The organism is Embleya sp. NPDC127516, from assembly GCF_044765325.1.
Classification (GTDB): domain Bacteria; phylum Actinomycetota; class Actinomycetes; order Streptomycetales; family Streptomycetaceae; genus Embleya.
Map to the genome: position 1 here is coordinate 330,513 of NZ_JBIWJT010000005.1, position 21,571 is coordinate 352,083.

At 72.3% G+C, this 21,571-nt stretch carries 18 protein-coding genes; 15 read left to right on the forward strand and 3 right to left on the reverse strand.

Annotation, left to right across the window (positions count from 1 at the left end; translation table 11 throughout):
- Positions 1 to 2: 2 nt before the first annotated feature.
- From ACIRL2_RS12170 to ACIRL2_RS12185, 4 genes are all read left to right on the forward strand, one after another.
- On the forward strand, positions 3 to 1,316 hold the full coding sequence (locus ACIRL2_RS12170; protein ID WP_402231825.1) for a bifunctional adenosylcobinamide kinase/adenosylcobinamide-phosphate guanylyltransferase: 1,314 nt from the start codon (positions 3 to 5) through the stop codon (positions 1,314 to 1,316).
- A 62-nt stretch (positions 1,317 to 1,378) separates the two neighbouring features.
- Positions 1,379 to 2,419, forward strand: a complete 1,041-nt coding sequence (locus ACIRL2_RS12175) for a nicotinate-nucleotide--dimethylbenzimidazole phosphoribosyltransferase (RefSeq protein WP_402231827.1) — start codon at positions 1,379 to 1,381, stop codon at positions 2,417 to 2,419.
- A complete protein-coding gene (locus tag ACIRL2_RS12180; RefSeq protein ID WP_402231829.1) occupies positions 2,416 to 3,198 on the forward strand; it encodes an adenosylcobinamide-GDP ribazoletransferase in 783 nt (260 codons plus the stop codon). Before ACIRL2_RS12175 ends, ACIRL2_RS12180 begins: the two co-directional genes overlap by 4 nt.
- A gap of 157 nt (positions 3,199 to 3,355) precedes the next feature.
- Entirely contained in the window at positions 3,356 to 4,861 is a 1,506-nt protein-coding gene (locus tag ACIRL2_RS12185; protein ID WP_395862271.1) for a leucyl aminopeptidase, read from the forward strand.
- A gap of 171 nt (positions 4,862 to 5,032) precedes the next feature.
- On the opposite strand, the gene ACIRL2_RS12190 is transcribed toward ACIRL2_RS12185, so the two are convergent.
- The gene (locus ACIRL2_RS12190) at positions 5,033 to 5,356 is read right to left on the reverse strand and encodes a hypothetical protein (RefSeq protein ID WP_395862269.1); all 324 of its coding nucleotides are present in this window, start codon (positions 5,354 to 5,356) and stop codon (positions 5,033 to 5,035) included.
- Between the two features lie 275 nt (positions 5,357 to 5,631).
- Here ACIRL2_RS12190 and lpdA point away from each other — a divergent pair, with 275 nt between their 5' ends.
- The 4 genes from lpdA to ACIRL2_RS12210 all read left to right on the forward strand — a co-directional run bounded on the left by lpdA (position 5,632) and on the right by ACIRL2_RS12210 (position 11,423).
- The gene (gene lpdA, locus ACIRL2_RS12195; RefSeq protein ID WP_402231831.1) at positions 5,632 to 7,020 is read left to right on the forward strand and encodes a dihydrolipoyl dehydrogenase; all 1,389 of its coding nucleotides are present in this window, start codon (positions 5,632 to 5,634) and stop codon (positions 7,018 to 7,020) included.
- A 71-nt stretch (positions 7,021 to 7,091) separates the two neighbouring features.
- Complete coding sequence (sucB, locus tag ACIRL2_RS12200) at positions 7,092 to 8,918, forward strand: 2-oxoglutarate dehydrogenase, E2 component, dihydrolipoamide succinyltransferase (protein ID WP_402231833.1); 1,827 nt, start codon at positions 7,092 to 7,094, stop codon at positions 8,916 to 8,918.
- 116 nt (positions 8,919 to 9,034) lie between these two features.
- Positions 9,035 to 9,928 carry a TIGR01777 family oxidoreductase gene (locus ACIRL2_RS12205; protein ID WP_402231835.1) on the forward strand — a complete coding sequence of 298 codons (894 nt, stop codon included), beginning with the start codon at positions 9,035 to 9,037 and terminating at the stop codon, positions 9,926 to 9,928.
- 250 nt (positions 9,929 to 10,178) lie between these two features.
- Positions 10,179 to 11,423, forward strand: coding sequence for an NAD(P)/FAD-dependent oxidoreductase (locus ACIRL2_RS12210; RefSeq protein ID WP_395862261.1), 1,245 nt, complete (start codon positions 10,179 to 10,181; stop codon positions 11,421 to 11,423).
- Positions 11,424 to 11,514: 91 nt separating this feature from the next.
- Here the strand turns inward: ACIRL2_RS12210 and ACIRL2_RS12215 are convergent, their stop codons facing one another.
- Entirely contained in the window at positions 11,515 to 12,885 is a 1,371-nt protein-coding gene (locus tag ACIRL2_RS12215; RefSeq protein ID WP_402231837.1) for a regulator, read from the reverse strand.
- A 427-nt stretch (positions 12,886 to 13,312) separates the two neighbouring features.
- Between ACIRL2_RS12215 and ACIRL2_RS12220 the strand changes: the two genes are divergently transcribed.
- The 5 genes from ACIRL2_RS12220 to ACIRL2_RS12240 all read left to right on the forward strand — a co-directional run bounded on the left by ACIRL2_RS12220 (position 13,313) and on the right by ACIRL2_RS12240 (position 17,350).
- A complete protein-coding gene (locus ACIRL2_RS12220) occupies positions 13,313 to 14,026 on the forward strand; it encodes a hypothetical protein (RefSeq protein ID WP_402231839.1) in 714 nt (237 codons plus the stop codon).
- 28 nt (positions 14,027 to 14,054) lie between these two features.
- On the forward strand, positions 14,055 to 14,849 hold the full coding sequence (gene lipB, locus ACIRL2_RS12225) for a lipoyl(octanoyl) transferase LipB (RefSeq protein WP_395862257.1): 795 nt from the start codon (positions 14,055 to 14,057) through the stop codon (positions 14,847 to 14,849).
- 289 nt (positions 14,850 to 15,138) lie between these two features.
- Entirely contained in the window at positions 15,139 to 16,110 is a 972-nt protein-coding gene (gene lipA, locus ACIRL2_RS12230; RefSeq protein ID WP_395862254.1) for a lipoyl synthase, read from the forward strand.
- Positions 16,111 to 16,201: 91 nt separating this feature from the next.
- The gene (locus ACIRL2_RS12235) at positions 16,202 to 16,465 is read left to right on the forward strand and encodes a hypothetical protein (protein ID WP_395862252.1); all 264 of its coding nucleotides are present in this window, start codon (positions 16,202 to 16,204) and stop codon (positions 16,463 to 16,465) included.
- A 198-nt stretch (positions 16,466 to 16,663) separates the two neighbouring features.
- Positions 16,664 to 17,350, forward strand: a complete 687-nt coding sequence (locus tag ACIRL2_RS12240; protein ID WP_395862249.1) for a DUF4191 domain-containing protein — start codon at positions 16,664 to 16,666, stop codon at positions 17,348 to 17,350.
- A 219-nt stretch (positions 17,351 to 17,569) separates the two neighbouring features.
- Here ACIRL2_RS12240 and ACIRL2_RS12245 read toward each other — a convergent pair whose 3' ends face one another.
- A complete protein-coding gene (locus tag ACIRL2_RS12245) occupies positions 17,570 to 18,028 on the reverse strand; it encodes an RDD family protein (protein ID WP_395862247.1) in 459 nt (152 codons plus the stop codon).
- A 246-nt stretch (positions 18,029 to 18,274) separates the two neighbouring features.
- Between ACIRL2_RS12245 and glnA the strand changes: the two genes are divergently transcribed.
- Positions 18,275 to 19,684 (forward strand): type I glutamate--ammonia ligase, encoded by a 1,410-nt coding sequence (glnA, locus tag ACIRL2_RS12250; RefSeq protein WP_395862245.1) that lies wholly within the window; start codon positions 18,275 to 18,277, stop codon positions 19,682 to 19,684.
- Positions 19,685 to 20,034: 350 nt separating this feature from the next.
- Positions 20,035 to 21,483, forward strand: coding sequence for an MFS transporter (locus ACIRL2_RS12255; protein WP_402231843.1), 1,449 nt, complete (start codon positions 20,035 to 20,037; stop codon positions 21,481 to 21,483).
- Positions 21,484 to 21,571: the final 88 nt, after the last annotated feature.

Below are 21,571 nucleotides of genomic sequence, written 5' to 3' on the forward strand. Positions count from 1 at the left end.
CCATGGAGCTGACGCTGCTCGGCACGGCCGGTCCCAAGGGCTGGCCCCAGCCGTTCTGCACCTGTGCCTCGTGTCTGGGGTGCACCGGTCCCGTGGTGCGCGGACCGGCGTGCGTGCTGCTGGACGGCACGCTGCTGCTGGACTGCGGCCCCGAGCCCGCGCACGCGGCCGCCCGCGCCGGACACCCGCTCACCGGGGTGCGCCGCCTGCTGTTGAGCGGGCCGGCCGAGTCCGCGCCACTGGCCTGGTTGCCCGCCGCCGGGCTGGCCGAGGTGGCCGCGCCGTCCGGGCCGCCGCCCTGGCTGCCCGCGCCGTCGGCGGACGGACCGCACTGGCGGCAGGTGGCCGAGGGGGACGCCTTCGAGCTGGACGAGCACCGAATACGCGTACTTCCCGGCGGCACCCCCGGGCGGGTCGCGTACGAGGTGACCGGCGCGGACGGGACGCGACTGCTGTACGCGCCGCCCTCGACGCTGCCGCCCGAGGCGGAGGCCATCCGGGCCTGGACGCGCGAGGGCGGGCACTACGACGTGGTGCTCCTGGACGTGGTCTCGTGGCCGGAGCGGCTGGCCACGCTGCGCCGCGACGGCGCGGTCACCGAGGACACCGACGTGCTCGCGGTGCACCTGTCGCACGAGTCGCCGCCCGGCGAGGAGTTGCACCGCCGGCTCGCCGCGTGGGGGGCTCGCGCGGTGCCGGACGGCGGTCTCGTCCGGGTCGGCGCGGACCCCTCGCCCACCCCGCGCCCGCATCGCACGCTGGTCCTGGGCGGCGCCCGCTCGGGCAAGTCGGCCGAGGCCGAACGGCGCCTGGCGGCCTGCCCGGACGTACTCTACGTGGCCACCGGCGGCACCCGAGAGGGTGACGCCGAATGGGCCGAACGGGTCGCCCTGCACCGCGAACGACGCCCGGACAGCTGGCGCACCGCCGAGACGGTCGAGCTGACCCGGCTGCTCGCCCAGGCCCGGCAGCCGCTCCTGGTGGACTGCCTGTCGCTGTGGTTGACCGCGGTGATGGACGCGCACGACGCGTGGGACGACGCCCGATGGGCGGCGGGCGCGCGCGAGGCGGTACGCGCCGAGGTCGGCGCGCTGGCCGCCGCGTGGCGCGCGTGCCGCGTCCCGGTGGTCGGCGTCAGCAACGAGGTCGGCAGCGGCGTGGTCCCACCGACCCCCGCCGGACGCCGCTTCCGGGACGAACTGGGCCGACTCAACGCCGTCGTCGCCGGCGAATCCGACGAGGTCCTGCTCGTCGTGGCCGGCCAGGTCCTCACTCTGCGCAGCCTCCCGCGCCGCGCGAAGCACGCGGCGTCCTGACCGGTCGAGGCAACCGGGCCGCCCGCGCCACGGGCCCGGGCCCGCACAACTACCCTGACCTGGTGAGCATCGACCTCGACTCCCTGGCCGCCCGGGTGGAGCGCCCCGACGACGACGCCCGCGCCCGCGTGCGCGAACACCTCCTCGCCGTCGCGGGCGCGCCGAACGCCTACGGCCGACTAGAAGACCTCGCGATCTGGTTCGCCTCGGTCCGAGGCGGCAAGACCACCGCGCCGATCGGCGCCCCCCGGGTCGTGCTCTTCGCCGCCGACCACGGCGTCGCCGCCCACGACGTGTCGGTCCGCCGCCCCGGCTGGACCGCGCGCCAGGTCCGGGCCACGCTGGCGGGCACCTCGACCGCGGCCACGTTCGCGGCCGGTCTGGACGCGCCGATCAAGATCGTCGACATCGCCGTCGACGCCGAGCCCGACGCGTTCCCCGAGCAGGTCTCGCGGGATCGGATCCGCCGCGCGTCCGCGCCGGTGGACACCGCCGACGCACTCGCCCCCGGCGAGGTCGAGCGCGCGTTCGCGGTCGGCATGGCCACCGCCGACACGGAGATCGACTCGGGCGCCGACCTGCTGCTGCTCGGCTCGTTGGGCGCCGCCGCGTCCACCCCGGCGGCGGTCCTGATCGGCGCGCTGACCGGCATGGACGCCGCGGCCGTGATCGGTCGCGGCTCCGGCATCGACGACGCGACCTGGATCCGCAAGTGCGCCACGATCCGCGACGCGCTGCGTCGGGCGCGGCCGGTGCTGGGCGACCCGATGCGGCTGCTCGGCGTGTCCGGCGGGGCCGACTTCGCGGCGATGACCGGATTCCTGCTCCAGTGCTCGATCCGGCGCACCCCGGTGCTGCTGGACGACGTGGCCACCGCCGCGTCCGCGCTGGTCGCCCAGCGGATCTCGTACCGCTCCCCGGACTGGTGGCTGGCCGGCCACGTCACGCCGGAGCCGGGCCACGTCAAGGCGCTGGACCGGCTCGCGCTGGAACCGGTGCTGGACTACCGGGTGCGCGGCGGCGAGGCGGTCGGCGCGCTGCTCGCGCTGCCGGTGCTGCGCGCGGCGGTCGACCTGGTGGCCCGGGTGCACCCCACCCCGTGAGCCCGGGCACCACCTCGGCCGGACTGCGCCTGGCGTTCGGCATGTTGTCGGTGATCCCGGTCCGGGTGGAGCGGGTGGATCGCCCGGTGGCGGGCCGCGCGATGGCGTGCGCGCCGCTGGTCGGCCTGGTCCTGGGCGGCCTCGCCGCCGGGGTGCTCGCGCTGGCCGAACGGGCGGGCACCGGCGCGCTCACCGCGGCGGCGCTCGCGGTCGGCACCCTGGCGCTGCTCACCCGCGGCCTGCATCTGGACGGCTTGGCCGACACCGCCGACGGCCTCGGCTCGGCCAAGCCCGCGCCGGACGCGCTGCGGATCATGAAGGCGTCCGACATCGGCCCCTTCGGGGTGCTGAGCCTGCTGTTCCTGGTGCTCCTCGAGACCGGCGCGCTGGTCCGCCTCCAGCACGACGGCCCCGGGCCGGCCGCGGCCGCTCTGGTGCTGGCCGCGGTGACCGGCCGCGTGGCGCTGTCCATCGCGTGCGGCCCCGGCGTACCGTCCGCGCGGCCGGAGGGGCTCGGCGCGATGGTCGCGGGCACGGTCGGGCGCGGGGTGCTCGTCGTGTGGTCGCTGGTCCTGCTCGGCGCGGCCGGGTTGTACGGCGTGCTCCAGGGCCCGATCGAAGCGCTGCGCGCGTTCGGCGCCGCGGCCGCCGGACTCGCCGCCTGCGCACTGCTGTTGCGGCACACCACCCGCCGATTCGGCGGGATCACCGGCGATGTCCTGGGCGCCGTCGTGGAGGTGTGCGGGTGCGTCGTCCTGGTGGTCGTGTCCACTGGCTGAGATGTTTGCCGGGAAGGCGTGAAATGCTGAAGGCGAACGTATCTTCCATACGGCTCGTCACCGCTCGACGAGGCATCCCGAGCAAGGATCGCCGCGTCGGTGCCCCACCGATCGTGCGGGCACTCAGCACCCCCGAGAGATGAGAGACAGGATCCTCGTGACCACACTGAGTATCGGCTCCACCGCGGCCCTTTCCCTGCGCGCCGACGTGCTCGTGATCGGCACCGTCAAGGGTGAGGACGGTGCCGTCCTCGCCGCAGGCGCCGAAAGCGTCGCCGCGGCGTTCGACGGCCGGCTCACCGACACCCTGTCCGCGCTCGACGCCACCGGCGCCGAGGGCGAACTACACCGCGTGCCGACCTTCGGCGCGGCCAAGGCCCCACTGGTACTCGTGGTCGGTTTGGGCGAGCAGCCCGCCGACGGCTTCACCCACGACACGCTGCGCCGCGCCGGCGGCAACGTCGCCCGGGCGCTCGCCGGTGTCAAGAAGGCTGGCGTCGCCCTGCCGCTCGCCGGTGCGGAGGCGATCGGTGCGTTCGGGGAGGGCGTGCTGCTCGGCGCCTACTCGTTCGAGACCTACCGGGAGAAGTCCCGCGAGGGCCGCAAGGACGCGGTCAAGGACGTCGTGCTGCTCGGCATCAAGGGCCGGGACAAGGCCGCCAAGGCCGCCGTCGAGCGCGCCGCGATCACCGCGCAGAGCGTCAACCAGGCCCGTGACCTGGTGAACACCCCGCCGAACGACCTCAACCCGAAGGACTTCGCCGCGATCGCGGTGGACACCGGCAAGAACGCCGGCTTCAAGGTCGAGGTGCTCGACGACAAGGCGCTCGCCAAGGGCGGCTTCGGCGGCATCCTGGGCGTGGGCCAGGGCTCGGCGAGCAAGCCGCGCCTGGTCCGCCTGGGCTACACGCACCCCAAGGCCAAGCGCACCATCGCGCTGGTGGGCAAGGGCATCACCTACGACTCGGGCGGCATCTCGCTCAAGCCGGCCGGCGCCAACGAGACGATGAAGATGGACATGGGCGGCGCGGCGGCCGTACTGGGCGCGGTCGCGGCGGTGGCGCGGCTGGGCCTGGAGGTCAACGTGACCGGCTGGCTCGCGCTGGCCGAGAACATGCCTTCCGGCACCGCGACCCGTCCCGGCGACGTGCTGCGCATGTACGGCGGTCGCACGGTCGAGGTGCTCAACACCGACGCCGAGGGCCGGCTGGTGCTCGCCGACGCGATCACGCGCGCGTGCGAGGAGTCGCCGCAGATGCTGATCGACGTGGCGACGCTGACCGGCGCGATGATGGTCGCGCTGGGCAACGACATGTACGGGATCATGTCGAACGACGACACGTTCCGCGGCGCCGTGCACGACGCCGCGACGCGCGCGGGCGAGCCGGCCTGGCCGATGCCGCTGCCGACCGAGCTGCGCAAGTCGATGGACTCGCCGATCGCCGACATCAAGAACATGGGCTCGCGGATGGGTGGCGGCCTGGTGGCCGGTCTCTTCCTCCAGGAGTTCGTGGCCGAGGGCGTCAGTTGGGCGCACCTGGACATCGCGGGTCCCGCGTTCCACGAGGGCGAGGCCGCCGGCTACCGGCCCAAGGGCGGCACCGGTGTCGCGGTGCGCTCGCTGCTCCAGGTCGCGCAGGACGTCGCGGACAACCGGATCTGATTCCGCGCTCACCGGGACCGGTGCGGTCCGGTGGGTTCGATCCGACTCGATCCGACTCGATCCCGGTTCGACCGGTTCGACCGGTTCGGCCGGGGCACGCAGGCGCCCCGGCCGAACCCGATCCGGGTGGACCCGGATCGCTCGGACCCGGATCGCTCGGACCCGGATCGCTCAGGATCCCTCGCCGGACTGCCGGCGGGTCCACTCGCGCATCCGCTTCGGGTAGCCCACCAGCGCCGCCTCGTAGACCGGGATGCCGAGCTTGCGCGCGAGCGTGCGCGCGGCGCCGGGGTCGACGACCCGGCGTCGGGTCCACTCCCCGGTGTCGGCGATGAACACCACCGTCGTTCCGCTCAGGGTGGTCACCGGCTCGATGTACGCCTCGACTCCCTTGCGGCTGCGCGCGAACTCGCTCAGGTGCGCGGCCGCGGCAGCGGCCTGCCTGCGGTCGGGCGCGTCCGCGCCGGCACCGCGTTTGCGTCGGAACAACCCCACGGGGATTTCCTTCCTGTCGTACGCGCATGTCATCCGCGTCCGTCCGGGGTCGGCGGTCGCGTTCGTGTCGGAACAACGAGTCACGACGACACGTTGTGCCCCCGGTCCGCCATTTCCGCCCCGCCCTTGTGGGACAGGCAACACCGGGGCGGAGTGCTCGGCCGCTCCCGACAAGTGGGAGGATGTTGTACCGGCACTTGAGACCTTCCACAAGAAGGGGGTGCTCCCCGCCGCGTCCCGCGCGGGTGGGCATCGCAATCACAGGAGGACGTGACGTGGCGAACGACGCCGGAGCCGTTTTCGATGTAGTCATTCTCGGAGGCGGGAGCGGCGGCTATGCGTGCGCCCTTCGCGCGGCCGAACTCGGTATGCGGGTCGTCCTCATCGAAAAGGGCAAGCTCGGCGGCACGTGTCTGCACAACGGCTGCATCCCGACCAAGGCCCTGCTGCACGCGGGCGAGGTCGCGGACCAGACTCGTGAGAGCGAGCAGTTCGGCGTCAAGTCGACGTTCGACGGCATCGACATCGCAGCCGTGCACGCTTACAAGGACGGCGTCATCTCGCGCCTGTTCAAGGGCCTGACCGGACTGATCAAGAGCCGCAACATCACCGTCGTCGAGGGCGCAGGCAAGCTCGTGTCGCCGACCGCGGTCGAGGTGAACGGGCAGCGCTACGAGGGTCGACACGTGGTACTCGCGACCGGCTCGGTGCCCAAGTCGCTGCCGGGCCTGGAGATCGACGGCAACCGCGTGATCAACAGCGACCACGCGCTCGTGCTCGACCGGGTCCCGCAGTCCGCGGTGGTGCTGGGCGGCGGTGTGATCGGCGTCGAGTTCGCCAGCGCCTGGAAGTCCTTCGGTGTGGACGTAACCATCGTCGAGGCGCTGCCGCACCTGGTGGCGCTGGAGGACGAGGCGAGCAGCAAGCTCCTGGAGCGCGCCTTCCGCCGTCGCGGCATCAAGTTCGAGCTCGGCGCGCGCTTCGCCGGTGTCGAGTACACCGACGCGGGCGTGCGGGTCTCGCTGGAGAACGGCAAGCAGATCGAGGCCGAGCTGCTGCTCGTCGCCGTCGGTCGCGGCCCGGTCTCGGCGGGCCTGGGCTACGAGGAGGCCGGCGTCGCGATGGATCGCGGTTACGTCCTGGTGGACGAGTACTGCGCCACCAACGTGCCGACCATCTCCGCCGTGGGCGACCTCATCCCCACCCTTCAGCTCGCCCACGTCGGTTTCGGCGAGGGCATTCTGGTCGCCGAGCGGATCGCCGGACTGAACCCGGTGCCGATCGACTACGCGGGCGTGCCGCGCGTGACCTACTGCGACCCGGAGGTGGCCTCGGTCGGCCTCACCGAGGCGCAGGCGGTCAAGCGCTACGGCTCGGACAAGCTCGCCACGATCAGCTACAGCCTCGGCGGCAACGGCAAGAGCCAGATCCTCAAGACGACCGGCCAGGTCAAGGTCGTCTCGGTCAAGGACGGCCCGGTCGTCGGCATCCACATGGTCGGCGCCCGCATGGGCGAACTGACCTCGGAAGCCCAGCTGATCTACAACTGGGAGGCCCTGCCGGCCGAGGTCGCCCAGCTCATCCACCCGCACCCGACGCAGTCCGAGGCGCTTGGCGAGGCCCACCTCGCGTTGGCGGGCAAGCCCCTGCACGTCCACGACTGACGACGCGCCCGCAATCGCGCCCCGTCATCCAAGACACACGCCTTGAAGCGTTGAGAAGGAGTCATTGACCCATGCCGGTCTCCGTAACACTGCCCGCGCTCGGCGAGAGCGTGCAGGAGGGCACCATCACCCGCTGGCTCAAGCAGGAGGGTGAGCGCGTCGAGCTGGACGAGCCCCTGCTCGAGGTCTCGACCGACAAGGTCGACACCGAGATCCCCTCCCCCGCCGCCGGCATTCTGGTGTCCATCAAGGCCCAGGAAGACGACACGGTCGACGTCGGCGCCGAGCTGGCCGTGATCGACGACGGCACCGGTGCCGCGGCGCCGGCTCCGGCCGCCACGCCGGCGCAGGAGGAGGCGGCTTCGGCCGCCGCGCCGGCGCAGGAGGAGGCGGCTCCGGCCGCGCCCGCCGAGGCCGCGCCCGCCGCGCAGGAGCCCGCCCCGGCCGCGGCTCCGGCCGCACCCGCCGGCGACGTGCAGGGCACTCCGGTGCTGCTGCCCGCGCTCGGCGAGAGCGTGCAGGAGGGCACCATCACCCGCTGGCTCAAGCAGGAGGGTGACACGGTCGAGGCCGACGAGCCGCTCCTGGAGGTCTCGACCGACAAGGTCGACACCGAGATCCCCGCGCCGATCGGCGGCGTGCTGCTGAAGATCAGCGTCGCCGAGGACGAGACGGTGGAGGTCGGCGCCGAGCTGGCCGTCATCGGCGCGCCCGGTTCCGCGCCGGCCGCGGCGCCCGCTCCGGCGGCGCCCGCACCGGCCCAGCAGGCTCCGGCCCAGCAGGCTCCGGCCCAGCAGGCTCCGGCTCCGGCCGCCGCCGCACCGGCTCCCGCTCCGGCGCCCGCCGCTCCGGCCCAGGCGCCCGCGCCCAAGCCGGCTCCGGCGCCCGCTCCGGCTCCGGCCGCCGCCGCACCGGCTCCGGCCGCGCAGCTCACCCCGCCCGCCGAGGCCGACGGCGCGTACGTCACGCCGCTGGTGCGCAAGCTGGCCGCCGAGCACAACGTGGACCTGGGCTCGATCGCGGGCACCGGCATCGGTGGTCGGATCCGCAAGCAGGACGTCCTGGAGACGGCCCGCAAGCAGCAGGCGGCCCAGGCCGCCGCCGCGGCATCGGCTCCGGCCGCCGCCTCGGCCGCGCCCGCCGCCAAGGCCCCGGCTGCGATCGAGCCGTCGCCGCTGCGCGGTCGGACCGAGAAGCTCTCGCGCATGCGCACGGTGATCGCCAAGCGCATGGTCGAGTCGCTGCAGACCTCGGCCCAGCTCACCACGGTCGTGGAGGTGGACGTCACCAACATCGCCCGCCTGCGCGACCGGGCCAAGAACGACTTCGCGGCGCGTGAGGGCGTCAAGCTGTCGTTCATGCCGTTCTTCGCCAAGGCGGCCGTCGAGGCGCTCAAGGTCCACCCGGTCCTGAACGCGTCGATGGACCTGAACGCGGGCACGGTCACCTACCACGACGCCGAGCACCTGGTGATCGCGGTGGACACCGACCGCGGCCTGATGGTCCCGGTCATCCACAACGCGGGTGACCTGAACATCGCGGGCCTCTCGCGCAAGATCTCCGACCTGGCCGAGCGCACCCGCACCAACAAGGTGAGCCCGGACGAGCTGGCCGGCGGTACGTTCACGCTGACCAACACCGGTTCGCGCGGCGCGCTGTTCGACACGCCGATCTTCCCGCAGCCGCAGGTCGCGATGCTCGGCACGGGCGCGGTCGTCAAGCGCCCGGTCGTGGTCAACGACCCGACGCTCGGCGAGGTCATCGCGGTCCGCTCGATGGTGTACCTGGCCCTGTCCTACGACCACCGTCTGGTGGACGGCGCGGACGCGGCCCGCTTCCTGCAGACGGTGAAGACCCGCCTGGAGGAAGGCGCCTTCGAGGGCGACCTCGGCCTGTAGGACACGCCGCGGCGGTGCGGACGCACCGCCGCGGCAGGCACGTCCCGAGGGCGGTCCGGACAGCGCGTCCGGGCCGCCTTCGGCATGTCCGGGGTCCGGTGGGCAAGGATGTTCCCATGCGCATCGCCGTCACCGGTTCGTCCGGCCTCGTGGGTTCCGCTCTCGTCCGCTCGCTGACCGCCGACGGCCACGACGTGGTCCGGCTGGTCCGCCGGCCTCCCGGCAGGCCGGACGAGGTGCGCTGGGACCCGCATGCGGGCACCGTGGACACCGCCTCGCTCGGTCCGGTGGACGCGGCAGTGCACCTGGCCGGCGCGGGCATCGGGGACAAGCGCTGGACGGCCGCCTACAAGCGCGAACTCCGCGACAGCCGGGTCCTGGGCACCGAGGCCGTCTCGCGCGCGCTGGCCGCCCTCGAGCCCGCCCCGCACGTGCTCCTGGCCGGTTCCGCGATGGGCTATTACGGCGACACCGGCGATCGCGAGGTGGACGAATCGTCCCCGCCCGGCAGCGGCTTCCTCGCCGACCTGTGCACCGAGTGGGAGGCCGCCACCGCACCGGCCCTGGAGGCGGGCATCCGGGTCGCCCATCTGCGGACCGGCCTGGTGGTCTCCCGATCCGGCGGTGCGTGGGGCCGGATGTTCCCGCTGTTCAAGGCGGGTCTGGGCGGCCGGCTCGGCTCGGGCCGGCAGTACTGGAGCTTCATCTCACTGGTCGACGAGGTCGCCGCGATCCGCCACGTCCTGGACCGCGCCGACCTCGCCGGCCCGGTCAACCTGACCGCGCCGCACCCGGTCACCAACGCGGAGGCGACCAGGGCGATGGGCCGGGCCCTGCACCGCCCCACCGTCTTCGCGGTACCCCCCTTCGCCCTGCGCGCCGTCCTCGGCGACTTCGCCGACGAGATCCTCACCGGCCAACGTGTGCTCCCCAAGACCCTGCTCGACTCCGGCTTCACCTTCCGACACCCCACCATCGACACCGCGATCGCCGCGGCCCTGAACCGCTGACGAGACCGACGGCGACCCCCGCCCGGCCGCTGCCCCGGGCCGTAGGACGCGGCGTCGGCCGGGCGGATGCGATCGCCGGTCGGTAACGGGCACACCGGGTCGGCGGGTCGCACACCTGCCGAACCACACCAACTCCCGTGTACCGCAACGGTCTTTCGGCATTTCGCTGGGTATGACCAGTAGGCGATGAAACCGACTCCGCGGCGCCTGCGGCCGTGGGCAGGGGGACGGGAGGACGACCGTGGTCGACGTGCGTCGAACCGAGGTGATCGTGGTGGGAGCCGGCCTGGCCGGCTTGAGCGCGGCACGGACCATCGCCGCGGCGGGGGTTGCGGTGACGGTCCTGGAGGCCGCCGACCGACCCGGTGGGCGGGTGCGCACCGACCTCGTGGACGGCTTCCGGGTCGATCACGGCTTCCAGTCGCTGACCACCTCGTGGCCTCAGGTGGGCCGGCAACTGGACGTCCCCGCACTGGGGTTGCGCGCGTTCCAGCCCGGCGTGCTGCTCCACGAGGACGGCCGCACCCATCGGGTCGGCGACGTCCGCCGGGTCCGGGACGCGCTCGGCGGTCTGCGCAACGGCAACGGCACCGACCGCGCCCGACTCGCCGCGTTACTGGCCCGGACCGCGTCCTCTCCGGTCGCCCGGGTGATGAGCGCTCCCGAGACGGCCACCGTCGACGCCCAGACGATGCGCGCGCTGCCGCCGGACCTGACCCGCCGTACGCTGCGCCCGCTGCTGACCGCGCTGTTGCACGATCCCGCGCTGGGCACGTCGAGCCGGTTCGCCGAATTGACGCTGCGCTCGTTCCTGCGCGGCCGGGTGGCACTGCCCGCGCGCGGCATGGCCGCCGTACCCCGGCAACTCGCGGTCGGCCTGCCCGCCGGCGCGGTGCGCTACGGCGTGCGGGTGTTGTCCGTCTCGGCCGACCGCGTACTGACCGACGTGGCGGGCGAGATCCGCGCCGGCGCGGTGGTCGTGGCCACCGACCCGACCACGGCGGTGGCCCTGCTGCCGGGCCTGCGGATGCCCGAGTTCCACCCGGTGACCACGCTGTACCACGTGGCGCGCGCCGCTCCCCGGCCCGACGCGTCACTGCTCGTGGAGGCCGACCCCCGCAGCCCGTTCACGCACACCGCGGTGGTCAGCCAGGTCGCGCCCACGTACGCGCCCGACCGGCGCGCCCTGATCGCCACCACCGTGCTGGGCCACGACGGCTCGGAGCCGACCAAACTCGAACTACGGGTCCGCGAACGGCTGGCCGTCGTGTACGACACGCCCACCACCGAGTGGGCGCACCTGACCACCTGTCATATCCCGCGCGCCGTCCCGGTGGTCGAGCCCGGCCACAACTTCCGCCGCCCGGTCCGCATGATCGGCGGCCTGTACGTCTGCGGCGACCACCGCGACTCCAGTTCCATCCAGGGCGCCCTGGCCTCCGGCTGCCGAGCCGCCAGATCCGCCCTCGCCGACCTGGGCGTACCGGCGGCCTGAAGAAGGCCCACCGACCCGTCACGCCCACCCGAGGCCCGAAATCCACCACCCTCGGGCCATACGCAACGGGTGGGCGGATGGGCGGAAACCCTCAAGCCGTGCGCACGAAACACCCCGACCGCGCCTCGAACTCCCGTACCGCCGGCACGTCCCGGTACGGCGCCAGCCGATGCGTGAACTCGCGCACGTAGTCCACCGCCCGCGACGACCGCAGACCCTCCGCCTGCTCGGTCGCCTCCGCCTCCACCCGGCACGCCTGCTCCACCTCGCCCAGCTCCAACAACGCGGTGGCCAGGATGGTCTGGCAGAACAGCCGGCTGCGGGCGTACTCGCTCCCGCGCAGCCGCAACGACCGCTCCGCGTACTCGCGAGCCTTGTCGTAGTCCTCCAAGTCCCGGTAGCAGTGCGCGTGGTCGTCGGTGAGCTGCGCCTCGTTCATGAACGCGACCCACTCCGGCTCGTCGTCCCCCTCCGCGACGCACTCCAACGCCTGCTCCGCGCGCAGCAGCGCCGCCCCGCACGCCCGCGCGTCCCCCAACAGCCCGTGCCCGCGCGCCTCGACCGCGTGGAACAGCGCCCTGACCCGGGACGTGGCCACCGCCGAGGCGCCCTGCTGGGCGACTCGCGCCAGTTGTACCGCCTCGCGCCCGTGCCCGAGGTAGACCGCCTGCCGGCTCATCGTGGACAACACGAATCCGCCCAGCGCCCGATCCCCCGACGCCTGGGCCAACCGCAGCGCCTGGACGAAGTAGCGCTGCGCCATCCCGTGCACGCCCACGTCGTACGCCATCCAGCCGACCAGCCGGGTGAGCGTGGCCGCCGCGCCGAACAACGCGCTGCCGGTGCGCGAGTCGTAGGTCCCGCGCAGTATCGCGGTCACCTCGGTGTCGAGGTAGCGCACCAGCGCCTGTCTGCCGTGACCCCCGCCGAACGAGTTGTCCAACCGCCGAAACGCCTCGCCGACGGCGCGCACCGCGGCCACGTCGCCGAGCCCGACCCGATCGCCGTCCTGCCGGGCGGGCCGCTCGTCGCCGGCGCCGATCAGCCAGTCCCGGCTGGGCACCACCAGCGCCCCGGGCGTGAACGCGGCCTCCACCAGCGCGGATCGCTGCGCCGAGTCGGCCTGCCACATGCCGGTGACGATCTCGACCGCCTCGGGCGGACCGGACGCGTATTCGAGCCCGGCATAGTCCGGTCGGCAACCGGCCATGCCCAGATCCTCGGCGCTGAGCTTGCGGCCGAGCCGCTGGGTGAAGACCTCGGCAAGCAGTATCGGCACGATCCCGCGCGGATGTTGGCCACGCAGCCAGCGCGCCACGGAGGTCTTGTCGTACCGGAGATCGATGCCTTGTTCCGCACCGAGTTGGTCAACGCGTCGGGCCAGACCGGCATGTGAGAAGCCGGCTTCCTCGACAAGCGCCGCCAGCCGGTGATTGGGGCGCCGCTCGACCCTGGCTGCCATGGAGATGAACGCCTCCCGCTGGTGCGGTGGTTCGGTGTGGGTGGGTGATCGCGCGAGAATCTAGCGATTTCTGGAGCGCTACAACCCGAACGCTCGCAACAATGACCCTTTCGAGTTACCGGGATCGGCCCGGCGATCGGGGCACGAATCGGGCCCGACGGCGCCTCGACGGCGGCCCGGCGCCGCCGAGTTCGGCAGAACCTGCCGAACCCCGCGGACGGATCCGATGTGCCGTCACCAGCCCTGGGCCGCTTGCGGTGCGCGGACCCGTGGTGGAACATGCGCGGGGCAGTTCACCCGATGGGATGATCGACACCCACGCGGAGACGAACCACGTGACCGCCCCCGACCGAAGCTCGCGACCGACCACCCCGGTGCCGACGGCCTCGCGCCGACCGCCCGACATCGATTCGAAGGAAGCGCACGCGTGACCCGGCAGCCCGACGACACCGCTCGCGGGATCGTGATCCCGCTGGCCGCGGTCGCGCTCGTGTGCCTGCTGCTCACCAGCGGGGTCTTCCTGTTCGCCGGCTCGGATCGTGACAAGGGCCGCGGCCGCCCGGTCTCGCGCGACGTGAACATGCCGCTGCCGGCGCCCGCTCCGGCGTTTCCCGACGCCGGTTCGCCGAGCCCGGGCGCGACCACCACGACGACCACGAGCCCGACCGGATCGGCGACCCGGACCCCGTCCGCCTCGGCGAGCGCGAGCACGAGCCCGACCGCGAGCACGAGCCCGACCGCGACCCGCTCGAGCCCGCCGCCCACGTCGGCCGCCCCACCCGTCCCGCGCCCGCCCGCCACCACCGGCCCGAAGGACATCACCGTCGACGCCACGGTGAGCGACTCCGGTTGGGGCGCCGACGGCACGGTGGTCATCACCAACCGCACCGCCCACCCGCTCCCCGCGTGGGACCTCACCCTCACCGCGACGGGTCGGCAGAGCGGCTTCACCATGCTCTACGGCGAGGACATGCGCACCAGCACCGACCGCAGCACCGCGACCGCGCGCGGCCGGGGCCCGTTGGCCCCCGGAGCCAGCGCGGTGATCGAGTTCGGCCTGTACGGGCACGTCGAGTCGATCGGCTGCACGTTCACCGGTGTCACCTGCCACGTACGCGGGCTCGACGCCGGCCACGGGTGAGATCCGGCCCCGTCGTACGCTGGTGGACGTGACCAGCTTCTTGCGATTCGTGCACTTGGGCATCGGCGCCGACGCCGTTCCGTACGAGGCCGCGTGGGAGGAACAACGCCGCGTCCACGAGCAGGTGGTGAGCGGTGCCGCCGCCGACACGTGTCTGCTCCTCGAGCACCCCGCGGTGTACACGGCGGGCCGCCGTACCGACCCCTCCGAGCGCCCGATGGACGGCACGCCCGTGGTCGACGTGGACCGGGGCGGCAAGATCACCTGGCACGGCCCCGGCCAACTCGTCGGCTACCCGATCGTGCGACTGCCCGAGCCGGTGGACGTGGTCGCGCACGTGCGCCGGATGGAGGAGGCGCTGATCCGGGTCTGCGCCGACCTGGGCCTGGAGACCACCCGGATCGAGGGCCGCAGCGGCGTCTGGGTCCTGGGCGACGCGGTTCCCGAGCGGCCCGCCCCGACCGGCGGTCTCGACCTGCGGCTGGACAGCCGACTCGCGGCCGGGCCCGACCCGCGCCTGCACCCCGAGTTCGACCCGCGTCTGGCCGGCCCGGAGTACGCGCCCTCCAACGCGGGCCAGCGCGGCGACGACCGCAAGCTCGCCGCGATCGGCGTCCGGGTCTCGCGCAAGGTGACCATGCACGGCTTCGCGATCAACTGCGACGCCGACATGACGTACTACGACCGGATCGTGCCGTGCGGCATCAAGGACGCCGGCGTCACCTCGCTGAGCCGCGAACTGGGCCGCGAGGTCACCGTCACCGAGGTACTGCCACTGGCCGAGAAACACCTCGCCGACGTGTTCGCGCACGTGCCGGCGTGACGCCCGCCCGAACGCCCGCGCGAGGCACGCCCGGACGCCCGCGGCACGCGCGCCGGGTCACCCGCGTGACGCACGCCTCACGGTCCGCGTGACGCACGCCTCGTACCGAATCCGGCATCCGGGGAATCCACCCCGGTTCGTCCGGGTTGCCACCTGACGGGCCGTCCGAACGCCCGTTTCGCTCGGCGTACTCTGGACGTACCGCCCCACCACGGGCCCGGACCATCCTGTCGGGGCCCATCGCAGTCTGTCCCGCCCCGCAGGCTGCCCCGAGAAGAGGGAGTCGCGCGTGTCCGCTGTCGCACCCGACGGCCGCAAGCTGCTTCGCCTGGAAGTCCGCAACGCCGAGACTCCCATCGAGCGCAAGCCTTCGTGGATCAAGACCCGGGCGAAGATGGGCCCCGAGTACACCGAGCTCAAGCAACTCGTGAAGCGCGAGGGGCTGCACACGGTGTGCGAGGAGGCCGGCTGCCCCAACATCTACGAATGTTGGGAAGACCGCGAGGCGACCTTCCTGATCGGCGGCGACCAGTGCACCCGGCGCTGCGACTTCTGCCAGATCGACACCGGCAAGCCGGCCGAGCTGGACCGGGACGAACCGCGCCGCGTCGCGGAGTCGGTCCAGGCGATGGGCCTGAAGTACGCGACCATCACCGGCGTCGCCCGCGACGACCTGCCCGACGGCGGCGCGTGGCTGTACGCGGAGACCGTCCGCCAGATCAAGGAGCTGAACCCGGGGACCGGGGTGGAGCTGCTGATCCCGGACTTCACCGCCCAGCCGGACCAACTGGCCGAGGTGTTCTCCTCCCGTCCCGAGGTGCTCGCGCACAACATCGAGACGGTGCCGCGGATCTTCAAGCGCATCCGGCCGGGCTTCCGCTACGAGCGCTCGCTCGACGTGATCACCCAGGCCCGGGCCGACGGCCTGGTCACCAAGTCCAACCTGATCCTGGGCATGGGCGAGGAACGCGCCGAGATCAGCCAGGCCATGCAGGACCTGTACGACGCCGGCTGCGAGCTGCTGACCATCACGCAGTACCTGCGGCCGAGCGTGCGGCACCACCCCGTGGAGCGCTGGGTGCGCCCGGAGGAGTTCGTCGAGCTGAACGAGGAGGCCGAGGAGATCGGCTTCGCGGGCGTGCTCTCCGGCCCCCTGGTCCGCTCGTCGTACCGCGCGGGCCGGCTCTACCGCCAGGCCCTCGAGGTACGCGAAACCCGCTCCGCTTCGGGCGAAGGTGTGCAGACCTTCACGTCGGTTTGACCCTGACGTCATCGTTTGGTAACACATTGTTGCGAGAGTCGACCGCAGTGCGGTGAGCCTTCGCACCGAGAACAGGTAGGGGGACGACGTTATGCAGGACACGCAGCAGGACAACGCCTCGGTTCTGTGGGGCGCGTTCGACCGCGGCGCCGCGGCCCGGCGGGCGACCGTCGGCCGGGTCTTCCGAGCGGTCGAGACCGTGCTGATGTTCGAGGGTGGCCAGCGCACCGCACGGCGCAACGCGTGGGCCGCGGTGTGCGCCGACCGCAACCGTGCCCGCGCCCGCGCCGAGGCCTCCGACATCCTGGCCCGGCTCGCCCCGGTCAACCCGACACCGGGCGCCGGCTCGCACTGACCCGCGACGCGTGTGGCATCGCGTGACGCGGGTGTGGACACAGGTGTCCGCGCCCGGCCGCCCGCGACACCGTTCGGCCGTTCGCCGGGGGCTCGTCTCCCGTCGGACGGCCGCGGCGCTGCGCCGGTCGCATGAAGGTTCGGACAAGCTGTCGGCAGCCATTGTCCCGGGTGGATGGCACGCCAGTATCCTTTTCACATGGCGAGCAAGGAACCATCCGAGAAGAGCGGCCGGCTGAAGCAGATCCGGCTCGCCTACCAGCAGACGAAGAAGGCCGATCCGTGGGTCGGCTTGATTGTGGCGGCCTGGGGCCTGGGCGTATTCGCAGTACTCCTGGCCATCGGCTTCTGGTGGGGACATCCGATCTACCTGGGCATCTTCGGTGCCCTCGTGGGTCTGCTCGCGGCGGCCTTCATCTTCGGACGACGGGCCGAGAAGTCGGTGCTCGGCCAGATGGAGGGCCAGCCCGGCGCGGCGTTGGCGGTCATGCAGTCACTCAAGCGTGGCTGGGTCGTGACCCCCACCGTGGCCATCACCCGCCAGCAGGATGTCGTGCACCGCGCCGTGGGTCGCCCCGGCATCATCCTGGTGGGCGAGGGCCAGCCCGGTCGCGTGACGCGACTGCTGGCCGATGAGAAGAAGCGCATGTCCCGCCTGGCTGCGAGCACCGTGGTGCACACGATCATCGTCGGCAACGACGAGGGCCAGGTCCCGCTGCGCAAGCTGCAACGGCACATCATGAAGTTGAGCCCGACCATGGCCAAGCCCGAGGTCGCGGTGGTCAACGACCGCCTGCGCGCGGTCGGCGACCTGATGAAGAACATGCCGGTGCCCAAGGGCCCGATGCCGAAGGGCGCGCGCATGCCGCGCGGCCCGCGCGGCTGACCCCTCGACGGCCACCGCGCCACGCAGCAGCACCCCGTCCCCGCCCGATCGCGAGAGCGGCGGCGATCCGCATCGGATCGCCGCCGCTCTTTTGCCGTACCGGGTCCGGGTGGTCGTAACCCGAGTCCGTCGCGCCGGTTCGTACGCGTCGCGTCCGCGGGGTCGTGCCCGCACGCGTCGTGCCCGCGGGCGCCGTATCGGCACGCGTCGTGTTACGAACTACGCACGCACCACCGCGGTGCCGACCGCCTTGTCGTGGAACCCGCGCCCGTCCCGGTCGTAGATCGCCGGCGGGATCACCAGGCACAGCAGGAACGTACGTACCACGACCGCGAGCGGCAGCAGCGTGTCGCGGGTGACCGACACCACCCGGATGCCCATGATCCGCTTGCCGAAGGTCCAGCCGATCGTGCTCACCAGGAGCAGGTTCTCGGCGGCGAACACGGCCAGGGTGCCCCAGCTCGTCCCGGGATCGTTGAGGTCGCCGCCGCCTATGAAGGACAGCGCGATGATGTAGCAGATGCTCCAGTCGATGAGCAGGGCGATCAACCTGCGCCCGGTGGGCGCGAGCGAGTTGGGTCCGTCCTCGGGCAGCCCGAGACGCTTGCCGCGGTAGCCGAAGTCTTCGCCCGCCGCCCCGGGGGCCTGGTTCCGCGATGCGGTCGTGTTCTCGTCCACCCATCCAAAGTAGACGAGCCGGGCCGATTCACCCGCCCCGGGGTGTGTGTGCGCGAGATGATCATGGGCATGCATCCGGGCAAAGACGGGCCGCCCCGTACGGGTGGGTGCGTAACATCCCGGAAACACGAGGGACACCGACGGGAAACCGCTCGCGCCTACCTTCGAGGCCTAGTGGCCACCGGGGAGGAGGCCGCTCCCCGCGAACGCAACTACCCGCGCCTGGCGCCGGGTCGAGGAGGATTGATGTTCAACAACGCCGAAGAGGTGTCGCGATACATCGCCGACAACGACGTCAAGTTCGTCGACGTTCGTTTTTGCGACCTGCCTGGCGTGATGCAGCACTTCACGGTCCCGGCGAAGACGTTCGACCCGAGTGAGACGCTGGCGTTCGACGGATCCTCGATCCGCGGCTTCCAGGCGATCCACGAGTCGGACATGGCGCTTCGCCCCGACCTGTCCACGGCGCGGCTCGACCCGTTCCGCAAGGACAAGACGCTCAACATCAACTTCTTCATCCACGACCCGCTGACGGATGAGGAGTACAGCCGCGACCCGCGCAACGTCGCGAAGAAGGCCGAGCGCTACCTCGCCGGCACCGGCATCGCCGACACGGCGTACTTCGGCCCCGAGGCCGAGTTCTACGTGTTCGACAGCGTGCGCTTCGCGACCGGCGCGAACGAGTCCTTCTACCACATCGACTCCGAGGCGGGGGCCTGGAACACGGGCCAGGAGGAGAACAACCGCGGCTACAAGGTCCGGTACAAGGGCGGCTACTTCCCGACCCCGCCGGTCGACCACTTCGCCGACCTGCGCGCGGAGATCTCCCTCGAGCTCGAGGCCGCGGGCCTGGAGATCGAGCGCCAGCACCACGAGGTGGGCACCGCCGGCCAGGCCGAGATCAACTACAAGTTCAACACGCTGCTGGCCGCGGCCGACGACCTGATGCTGTTCAAGTACATCGTCAAGAACGTCGCGTGGCGCAACGGCAAGACCGCGACCTTCATGCCGAAGCCGATCTTCGGCGACAACGGCTCGGGCATGCACTGTCACATGTCGCTGTGGACCGACGGCTCGCCGCTGTTCTACGACGAGCAGGGCTACGCCGGTCTGTCCGACACGGCCCGCTACTTCATCGGCGGTCTGCTCAAGCACGCCCCGTCGCTGCTTGCCTTCACGAACCCGACGGTGAACTCCTACCACCGCCTGGTCCCGGGCTTCGAGGCGCCGGTCAACCTGGTCTACTCGCAGCGCAACCGCTCGGCCTGCATCCGCATCCCGATCACGGGCAGCAACCCCAAGGCCAAGCGCGTCGAGTTCCGCGTCCCGGACCCGTCGGCCAACCCGTACCTGGCCTTCGCCGCCCAGTTGATGGCCGGCCTCGACGGCATCAAGAACAAGATCGAGCCGCTCGAGCCCGTCGACAAGGACCTGTACGAGCTGGCTCCCGACGAGCACCAGGCCGTCCCCCAGGTCCCCGGCACCCTCGCCGAGGTCCTCGACGCCCTCGAAGCCGACCACGAGTACCTCCTCGAAGGCGGCGTGTTCACCCAGGACCTGATCGACACCTGGATCGAATACAAGCGCACCAAGGAAATCGACCCGGTCCGCCTGCGCCCGCACCCCCACGAGTTCGAGCTCTACTTCGACATCTAAGCCGAAGTAGCCGGGCGCTCCCGCCCCCGAAGACAAGGCCGTCGACCGCTGCCCATAGCGCGGTCGACGGCCTTCTTCGTGTGCGGCCGGCGGGCTCGGGGTGGGTGTCGCCCCCACGCGCCCACGACGGAACGGCCCTGCCCCCGCGATCATCCGCGGGCGCAGGGCCGTTTCGTCGTGCGGCCCGAGACGGCGGCGGGGGTGGCGGCCCCGGGGAATTCGAGGCGCCGAGGGCTGCTGTTCGCATACCCCCATGAGGTATTTCCGCCCCACCCCTGGTCATCGATACCCCCCTAGGGTATGTTCCTGATCGCTCGATACCCCCCATGTGTATCTACGGAGTGATCACGATGTCTCAACCCCAGCCGAATCCGCGTCGCTGGGCGGCGCTTGCGCTGATTGCGCTGGCTCAGTTCATGGTCATCATGGACACGTCGATCATCGGTGTGGCTCTGCCCGAGATGCGCACCGATCTCGGGTTCTCGCAGGAGAATCTGTCCTGGGTGTTCAACGCCTACGTCGTCGCGTTCGGCGGGCTGCTCCTGCTCGGCGGGCGGCTGTCGGACCTCTTCGGGGCCAAGCGCATGTTCTCCACCGGGTGGGCGATCCTGGGGGTCGGCTCGCTCGGGGCGGGCCTCGCGAACGAGGTCTGGGTCGAGCTCGCCGGACGTGCCGTCCAGGGCGTCGGCGCCGCGCTGATCGCGCCCTCGGCACTGACCCTGCTGATGATGCTCTTCGGTGGCAACCCCAAGGAGCTCACCAAGGCGTTCGCGCTGTACGGCGCGGCGGCACCGGCCGGTGGCACGGCCGGCGTCTTCCTCGGCGGTCTGATCACCGAATACGCGAGCTGGCCCTGGGTCTTCTACGTCAACATCCCCGTCGCGATCCTCGCCCTCGTCGCGACCCCGGCGCTGATGCCCGATGCCCCCGCCCGCCGCGGCGGCATCGACCTCCTCGGCGCGGTCACCGTCACCGCCGGCCTCGGCGCCGCCGTGTACGCCGTCGTCCGCGCCCCGGAGACCGGCTGGGGCTCCGCCGAGACCCTGCTCGTCCTCGCCGCCGGCATCGCGCTGGTCGCGCTGTTCCTGCTCCTCCAGGCCAAGCGGGCCGAGCCGCTGATGCCGCTGCGCATCCTGCGCACGCCGGGCCTGGCCGCCGCCAACCTCGCCCAGTTGTTGATGGCCGGCGCCTGGATCCCGATGTGGTTCTTCCTCAACCTCTACCTGCAGCAGGTGCTCGGTCTGGGCGCCTTCGCCTCCGGATCCGCGCTGCTGCCGATGACCGTGGCCATCATGGTGATGATGATCGTGCTCGCCCCACGCCTGATCGCCCGCTTCGGCCCCAACCCGCTCGTGGTCACCGGCCTCGCCGCGCTCGCCGGCGGCATGTTGTGGCTGTCCTTCGCCCGGTCCGACGGCTCGTACTGGGTCGACGTCCTGCCCGCCTCGCTGCTCGCCGCCGCAGGCATGGCCCTCGCCTTCATCCCCTCTCTCGGCACCGCGATCTCCAGCGCGCGGCCCGAGGAGGGCGGGCTCGCCTCCGGCATCGTCAACACCAGCTACCAGATCGGCTCGGCCCTCGGCCTGGCCGCGATGACCGCCGTCGCCGCCGCGCACGGCGCCCGGGAGGTCGGCAACGCCGACGCGCTCACCGACGGCTTCTCCGCCGCCTTCCTCGGCGCCGCCGCGATCGCCGCCGCCGGCGCCCTGATCGCCGCCGCCACCCTCCGCAAGCCGGCCACCACGACTGCGGGAAGCACCCCCGCCGACAATCCCCCCGAGTCCGTCCCGACCCACTGATCACATCCCGGCCCACCGTCCCGGCCGGGGCCGCCCATCCCACCCGGACCAAAGACCCCACGAGGACTCACGCCGACCGTTCGAAGAG